The 5,867-nt window shown below is 42.4% G+C and carries 8 protein-coding genes and 2 pseudogenes; 7 read left to right on the top strand and 3 right to left on the bottom strand.

The genetic code is table 11. The features are described 5' to 3' along the window. Positions 1-218: 218 nt before the first annotated feature. The 4 genes from FE392_RS18420 to FE392_RS18435 are packed head-to-tail and all read left to right on the top strand — an operon-like array spanning position 219 to position 1,831. Complete coding sequence (locus FE392_RS18420; RefSeq protein WP_319931621.1) at positions 219-404, top strand: phage holin family protein; 186 nt, start codon at positions 219-221, stop codon at positions 402-404. After that, entirely contained in the window at positions 385-924 is a 540-nt protein-coding gene (locus tag FE392_RS18425) for a lysozyme (protein WP_319931622.1), read from the top strand. The genes FE392_RS18420 and FE392_RS18425 overlap by 20 nt, the downstream gene beginning before the upstream one ends. A gap of 27 nt (positions 925-951) precedes the next feature. Next, on the top strand, positions 952-1,473 hold the full coding sequence (locus tag FE392_RS18430; RefSeq protein WP_319931623.1) for a lysis protein: 522 nt from the start codon (positions 952-954) through the stop codon (positions 1,471-1,473). A 4-nt stretch (positions 1,474-1,477) separates the two neighbouring features. Beyond that, a complete protein-coding gene (locus FE392_RS18435; RefSeq protein ID WP_319931624.1) occupies positions 1,478-1,831 on the top strand; it encodes a hypothetical protein in 354 nt (117 codons plus the stop codon). 14 nt (positions 1,832-1,845) lie between these two features. Here the strand turns inward: FE392_RS18435 and FE392_RS18440 are convergent, their stop codons facing one another. Continuing rightward, positions 1,846-2,211, bottom strand: coding sequence for a hypothetical protein (locus tag FE392_RS18440; RefSeq protein ID WP_319931625.1), 366 nt, complete (start codon positions 2,209-2,211; stop codon positions 1,846-1,848). A gap of 350 nt (positions 2,212-2,561) precedes the next feature. Here FE392_RS18440 and FE392_RS18445 point away from each other — a divergent pair. The 3 genes and pseudogenes from FE392_RS18445 (at position 2,562) to FE392_RS18455 (ending at position 4,952) form a co-directional block, all read left to right on the top strand. Further along, a pseudogene (locus FE392_RS18445) lies at positions 2,562-3,406 on the top strand (IS701 family transposase). 587 nt (positions 3,407-3,993) lie between these two features. Further along, positions 3,994-4,311, top strand: a complete 318-nt coding sequence (locus tag FE392_RS18450) for a Thoeris anti-defense Tad2 family protein (protein ID WP_319931626.1) — start codon at positions 3,994-3,996, stop codon at positions 4,309-4,311. 452 nt (positions 4,312-4,763) lie between these two features. Next, complete coding sequence (locus FE392_RS18455; RefSeq protein ID WP_319931627.1) at positions 4,764-4,952, top strand: hypothetical protein; 189 nt, start codon at positions 4,764-4,766, stop codon at positions 4,950-4,952. 46 nt (positions 4,953-4,998) lie between these two features. Here FE392_RS18455 and FE392_RS18460 read toward each other — a convergent pair whose 3' ends face one another. Both FE392_RS18460 and FE392_RS22205 read right to left on the bottom strand, forming a co-directional pair. Continuing rightward, entirely contained in the window at positions 4,999-5,490 is a 492-nt protein-coding gene (locus tag FE392_RS18460) for a putative adhesin (RefSeq protein ID WP_319931628.1), read from the bottom strand. A 191-nt stretch (positions 5,491-5,681) separates the two neighbouring features. Next, positions 5,682-5,867: pseudogene (locus FE392_RS22205) on the bottom strand (hypothetical protein); the annotation flags it as partial.

The following is a 5,867-nucleotide window of genomic DNA, read 5'->3' on the forward strand; positions in this document are numbered from 1 at the left end:
TTCTTTTCATTGGGGCACCTGAATAGAGGTGAGTATATCACCTCTATTCAGGTGGCCAGATTCAGTGTGCCACTACACTCTTTAGCGACCTCCAAATCAGATAATAATTAACTGCCGCTCAAAGTGAGCTCATTCCTTCGACTAATAATCTATTAACTCAACTCACAGGGGCGATTCTCTCACCTCACGGACGCCCATTGTTCTGATGGGGTGGAAATATGCGTATGGACAAATACACAAGCCCCTCTGCATATGGCTGGGGCGCATTTACAGCGATGCTCGGCGCGCTGTCACTGAACGACTGGGCGATTATTGTTGGCATTATCTGCACGGCAGGCACCTTCGCCGTGAACTGGTATTACAAACATCGGGAATTTAACCGCAATGGCAAAGACCAAGACTAAACTAACGGCGGCTGTTATTGGTTTGGTGTTATCCGGTGCAGGGGCTACAGCTATCCTTTCTCAGTTCTTGGACGAGAAAGAAGGTAACCGGCTATCAGCTTATCGTGATGCGGGCGGTGTCTGGACTATCTGCCGGGGTGTTACTCGGATAGATGGTGCTCCCGTTCGTCAAGGGATGAAGCTCACGCCAAACCAATGCCAAGCTCTCAATGCCAAAGAAGCCGAGCACGCCATTGCATGGGTAAAACGTCATGTGCGAGTACCGCTAACCGAACCTCAAATAGCCGGCATTGCTAGCTTCTGCCCGTACAACATTGGCCCCGGTAAATGCTTTTCTTCCACGTTTTATCGGAAGCTCAACGCCGGAGACAAGAAAGGGGCGTGTGCTGAAATCAAACGTTGGGTATTTGACGGTGGCAAAGATTGCAGACAAACCCAAGGCCAAGCGAACGGTTGTTTCGGTCAGGTTGAGCGACGTGCTCAGGAGTCGGAATTAACATGTTGGGGGCTAGATGACTAGGCATTCACTGGCGGCAATGATGTTCTTATGCGCGTTCATTCTGGCTATTGGCAGTCGCGATGGTTGGGGCTGGTTTCTGTTCGTAGGGGCATTGTTGCTATGAAAAATCTGATAGTGGCTCTGATTATTGCTTTATTGCTTACTGCATTTTCAACCTACCACTATTACGTGAAGTACAGCAGACAACTTGAAATTCACGAAGACAAGATAACCGAAATCCAGCAACTGACAGACACTATCAATTACCAGAACACGGACATTGAAATGCTGCATGAGCTGGATGCTAAGCACATGGAGAAACTCACGAATGATAAAGCTGAAATCGACACTCTTCGGGCTGATATTGCCGCTGCTCGTCGCAAGCTGCGCATCAAAGCAATCTGCCCTGTGCGTGAAGCCACTCCCTCCGGTAGTGTGGGCGATGCAGTCACCGTCGAACTCTCTGGAGAAACTGGATCAACTGTTCTCGATATCCGAGAAGGCATCATCAAGGACCGGGCAAAACTAAGATATTTGCAGGATTATGTAAAGACTGAGTGTATAAGGTGAAAAAATGAAAACAGAAGTTGATTTGATTTACTTTCAAAAAGACAGAGAAACTCACACGCACCTCAATAAATACTATGTATCGCACAGAAACCTGGAAACAATTGTTGAGAAAGAAATCATCATCAAAAAAGACGAGTTTAATCGATATACCGCAATAATGGGCTTTGATGGTGTTCCTGAACTGAAATCTGAGAAAGAAGCTGCGTTAAAACTAGTTGACTGGATGAAGCGCATGAGTGAAGCGATAGAAAACCATTGGCAGGATAAAACGCAGCACCCAAAGGTGACATCTCTTGCTGAACAATGGGACATTGCCACCCAAGAACAAATGATTCTGGGGTGGGCACAGCGTCATTGAGCCAATACAGCTAACTACATAGAAAAATTACCTAGTACTCGCTGTCTAAAACCCCTTATTGTTCTGACTGTTGGATATTTATCTCGATCTAATTTAAATTTTACGTCATTACTTGATGAAAAATCTCGATTAAATCCGTAGGATTTCAGTACGTCATGTATATTATCATGAGTAACAGTAGGGGTATAAAATAACTGGCGAATGTCGTTAGCTCTGATGAGTAATGTTGTAGGGTTCATAGGGTCATCTTGTATTAAAAATTCACAAATAATCAGATAATCGATATATGCATTAAGAGGAACTATTATCTTGCTTTTCACAAGTGAATGATCAGCGCTAAATGGATCTGATAGTTTGACAAATAGCTCTTTAGAAAGCATAACCACCTCCAAAAACTAACTTATTGACAACAACCTCTACCCCCATCTCTACCATATAACAAGCGAATAAATCTTAACTATTAGTTACTCTCTGAAATTAAAAACAATATTTCTTTACTCATTCCCTTGAGTGGTTAAAGCAATAACCTATGCCATCACATCCGTGGTGGCATTTTTGTATCTGTATTTCACCGCGTCACGCTCGGCGCACTACCAAAGAACCTTTCAGGATAAGCCTTGAGGACAGCCAGTAGTGGACTGGTTATCCCTCTTTGGGCTGGTTGCTCTCGAGCGCAAGGTTTATCACTGAAAGGAACTAACGCACGCCTGATGGAGTTCAACATTTGCTGGTGCGAGCTCATTGGGATATCGACGCCGCCCGCGATATTTTGCGGGACTATGTGACAGAACATTTGGGCGATGAACATGGTGTACTTATTGTGGATGAAACGGGCTTTATCAAAAAAGGCACGCATTCTGCCGGGGTTCAGCGCCAATACAGTGGCACCGCCGGGTACGTCGAAAACAGTCATATAGGCGTCTTTCTCTGTTATGCCGGTCATGCCTTTATTGACTGGGCGTTATACCTGCCCAAACCCTGGACGGATGGCCGGCCCGCTGTGAAGCCACGGGTATTCCTGACTCCACCAAACCGCAACTCGCCCGGCAGATGCTGGAACGCGCATTAGAGGCCGGTGTTCCCTATCGCTGGGTGACGGCAGATGCCGTTTATGGTCAGGATCGCCGGCTGCGCTGTTGGCTGGAGCCCCGATATCAACCCTTTGTACTGGCGATCCCCAAAAATGAACCGTTGTGGTGGCAAGGGTCAACCTATGTCCGAGCGGATAACATTGTGGACAGCCTGACGCCTCCGCAATGGAAAACACATTCTGTGGGGCGGGGGGAGAAAGGCGAATGTCAGTATGACTGGATTTTGGTGCCACTCTGGCGCTTACAACTCTGTGAGAAAGACCGGAAATATGGCCATTATCTGCTGGTCCGGCTCAGTCGGGATAAAAAACGGGAACGGGCTTACTATGTCGTGTATGCGCGCCGAGAACAGGCTGAACTAACAACCCTGGCTCAGGTGGTTGGCCATTGCTGGGAAATTGAATGTGGCTTTGAAGAAACGAAGGGAGACACTGGGCACGAAATGAGTCTATTCAACGTTCTTATCTTTATAATGGTACTATGATTACCAATACCGACTTTGTACGTTATCCTATTTTGCATATATCGTTTGCGGAGGACGGCCTCGCAGAGGAAATAGTTTATTATACCAATCCAGGCACGTCATTACTGCTATATGACAACCCCAATTGGAATACGGACAACAAGGGCAAATTCGCGGCTCTTTCCGTCACGTCGCTTACGCGATGAAATCTCAGACAAAATCTCACCTTATATGACGTCATTAACGCGATGTAATATCACTGGCATTTTACATCTTCCCAATATTATCCGGCAAACATCCTTGCGAAAAATCCGCTTTGAAGTTAAATCGCCATGTGTAGAATTTTGAACTGGAAACAGGACAATTTAAACATACTGAGTGAGAGATAAGCGGAATGTTTCCTATCAGTAGTAAACTTTGAATCTACAACTTAAAAGATGTACTGTAATATAGGCTAATTGGATTTAATGATTAATTACAGAAAATTAGAACGTATTAATATCTACAGCACGTATTGTATTAAAATAAGAATTTAATTTTAATAATATTAACTGGCTAATTAGAAGTAGGATGAAATGACCTTTAACGAATAATAAAGTGAGGTGTTTATGTCTGAAGTTAATAAGCTGGATAATAAAAAATGTCCGTTTGATCCAAACCAGTATCAAGTTAATGATGACAATATTAATGTACCTGCGGGTATTTTCGCATGGGCAGTGAGTCTAGTGAATTTAGGAAAATTAGTTCGCCGTGACAGTTGGAATTCTAATATTAAGTACATAAAACTCCTTCCGGGTAACAATCGGGAGGATATCCTGCCTCAAATTGAAATAATTGATAATTATGGAGCGACATCATGGCAGCCAACTCAAGAAGATATGATGGCTTGTGATTGGGTGCTGGTGAAGGGGGGCAAAGCGAGTTAATAGTATAAGTATACTGTCTTTTGATCTTAGGGTTGGGGCTACCACATATGATTATGATCAATCCCAAGCTTAGGGATATCTGAACGAAAATTGGGACGCAAATTTGAATGAATTTCCTTTTGGCATTCTGACTAATCTTCAAAGTATTATAGGTGTTGAAGATATCATACTGTTCAATCTAGAATCCCAAGTTCAAGGCTACGCTCCGGCGTGGCCTTTTTGTTTTTGGGGAACAGCCGATGCTTCATTCTCGAAGCTCTGTTCCTTGGGCTGAGGGATTATGTGAAGGCTGAATGTAGGAAAACCGAGGTTAAATAACGATAAGTTAATTACTAAAAAATGAATACAAAACTAACTGAAAGGTGTGTAGCCAGATATTCAAGTATCGACAATTCAGATTCTATAATTATCCAGTAGTCGTTATCGGTGATGCCACTAGATTGGATATTTACATGTACAAATGGTTTATTGCCTTAATTTCTATTCCGATGCTGATTTACGGTTCATTTGCGGCTGAATTTATACCAATCCTTAAGGAGTTAATTTATTATTGGGAAAATCCTATATCACATAAATATTTATCAAAAACCCTTGATGGGTTACTGAAATCAGATGGAAGACCCCACCTCAGAGCAAATTAGTCTGGGGTGGGGAGATTAGGAGTTAGTGTTAGCGAGTCTTAAATGATCAGGGATTGGTTACTCTTGATATAGATATTGATCTTGAGCTATCTATCCGGCAGGCTGCAAAGTATATGTAATTATAATTTAAATTTAGCATTCTAATGCCCGTAAAAATATCTGAAAGGTGCACCTTTCCGTGAGGAGCTACTGTAATAATGTCAACTTCTTTAGTAGGCGTATTTGTTTCAAAATCATTGCTAAATGATAAGGAATAATTGTTTATTCTGCGGGGGCCAGTAACTTTTTCTGCAATGGGGTAAGTATTTTGTTCATTGGTACGCAGAATAGCTCTAGCCATTTGACCGCCAAGTGAAACGTTATCATGTAAGCAATTAAACGCTAAAGTAATCCCCTCTGGAATGTCAGTGAAACCTGAACCTTGCAGAAACCCACAGCAACTTACTGGCGTGAAGCCCCCATGAGCTAAAATGATGGCCTTTTCGACTGGATTTTTATTATTTTTAATAACTAAATTTTTATAAGTTAGTATTTTCATTCCACTCATCTCCATTAATTAGGAATGTTTTTTATCTACTTAGTTTCTTCCAACAACAAGCGAATAAACCTTAACTATTAGTTACTATCTGAAACTAAATACAATATTTTTTACCCATTATCTTGGGTGGTTAAAGCAATAACTTACATTATCATCCCTTTGGAAATGGTGGTTTTTTACTATAGGGAGTATCAATCAAAGATAGGAGGATATGCTAGAAAACTAAATTTTCCACACTTAAAGTCCATCCAATTAGAAATATTCAGTACAACAAACCATGCTGCCTCATAGCCTTTATCTAGATGAAGTGGTAACGCTTGTCCCGGCCGGCCTGTTTCAAGATGCTCCAGTGTTTCCATGACCAAGTTAATGTCATG

Source organism: Xenorhabdus santafensis (assembly GCF_033949405.1).
Classification (GTDB): Bacteria; Pseudomonadota; Gammaproteobacteria; order Enterobacterales; family Enterobacteriaceae; genus Xenorhabdus; species Xenorhabdus santafensis.